At 51.9% G+C, this 1,701-nt stretch carries 1 protein-coding gene; it reads left to right on the top strand.

Going from position 1 to position 1,701, the window contains the following annotated elements; all coding sequences use genetic code 11:
• On the top strand, positions 1 to 1,701 hold a 1,701-nt coding region (locus tag AB1467_07410; protein MEW6296082.1), incomplete at both ends, for a hypothetical protein.

Raw genomic sequence — 1,701 nt, 5'->3', positions numbered from 1 at the left:
GCGGCAACGTCGGCATCGGGACGACGGCACCCAGTGCTAAACTACATGCGTCATCAACCAGCGAGCAATTAAGGTTAAGCAATGGGACAACGGGTAGCACGAACTTCGCTTCGTTTAATGTTTTGTCAGCAGGAGATTTGCTCATTGACCCGCAAGGGACAGCGACTTCAACGTTCGTCTGGAGCAATCTGAAAGTAGAGGGGAACGCGACTTCAACCGGCACAATTTACTCCAGTCAGTTGGGATTGGGCACTGATTATCTGACAGATATTACCGGCTCTGGTTTAACCATTTCCAATGGCGCTCTGACCGTGGCCGGTTATGATTCGGGTTCAGCAGGCAGCTGGCAAAATATCTTTACCAATACCTTAACCCCCACCTCCACTGGGGCGGGCATCTTTGTCACGGGTTCATCCACCATGGCTGCTAATTTCAGGGTAGATGGTCAGGCCACCACCACTGGCACGCACTATGCTGGCCAGTTAGGCGTAGGCACTGATTATGTCACTGACCTCACTGGCACAGGTATGACCGTGAGTAGTGGAGCCTTAGGCTTGGCCAACACCGCAGTCTCGGCTGGTTCCTATGGTTCTGCCTCTCAAGTCCCTACCTTTACGGTGGATAGCCAAGGACGCTTAACTGCAGCTGGTTCTACTGCCTATCAGGATGCCTCAACGTCAGTGAAAGGTGTGGCCTCGTTCAATGACTCCTACTTTACGGTCAGCTCTGGGGATGTGACCATTGATGATCTTTATCTTTTAAACTCTGGTGATACGGGCACCGGCTCCTACATCTTCTCTGGAGATGTGCGAGCAGCTACCTTAAACGCTACCTCCACCAATGTTGGTACCTTAACTGTGTACACAGGCTCAACCTTGTCAGGCCTCACCACCTTAAGTGACGCCCGCATCGCTACGCTTAACGCCACCTCATCCCTTATTGATACCCTCACCTTAACCAATGACCTTGCTGTGGCTCACGGAGGCACAGGCGCCTCTACTCTCGCTGCCAACGGTATCTTAATCGGCAATGGCACCTCACCTGTCACCGCCACCACGTTAACGAATGGCCAGCTGTTGATTGGCTCAACTGGTGCTGCACCAGTAGCTGCCACCTTAACAGCTGGTTCTGGCATTGCCATTACCAATGGTGCTGGTAGTATTACTCTTACCAACCTTGGCTATGGTACTGGAGGAGCATGGGAATCAATCCTGTCAGGCACTGCCTTAACGCCCACTTCTACTCAAGCTGGTATCTTTGTGAGGGCTTCTTCTACCATTGATGCCAACCTACGAGTGGCGGGCAGATTCTCGGTCGCTACCTCAACCCCCTGGGACTTAACTGGTGTGGTGCTGGCCACCTCTACCAGAATCGTCTCTGACCAGTATGAACAGCCCAAGTTCGTGGTTTCTTCTTCCACCTCTGTGTCTGCCCCGAGTTTGTATGTAGCCAATACTGGCAACGTCGGCATCGGGACGACGGGACCGGGCCGAAAATTGAGCGTTGTAAAAGATGGAATATTCTCAGACAGTAGTTCAGGAAGTTTAGAGTTGGCTGGCGCGACAGATGGGACAGAGAAAATGGTTTTGGGTTATGATACGACAAGTTTATATGGATACATTTTTGCGACAGACCAAGGGAGTTCTTATAGGAATTTGGTCTTGAATGGACTCGGCGGCAACGTCGGCATCGGGACGACGG

The organism is Candidatus Diapherotrites archaeon, from assembly GCA_040755695.1.
Taxonomy (GTDB): Archaea; Iainarchaeota; Iainarchaeia; order Iainarchaeales; family 1-14-0-10-31-34; genus JBFMAK01.
This window is presented reverse-complemented; position numbering and strand designations above follow the sequence as displayed.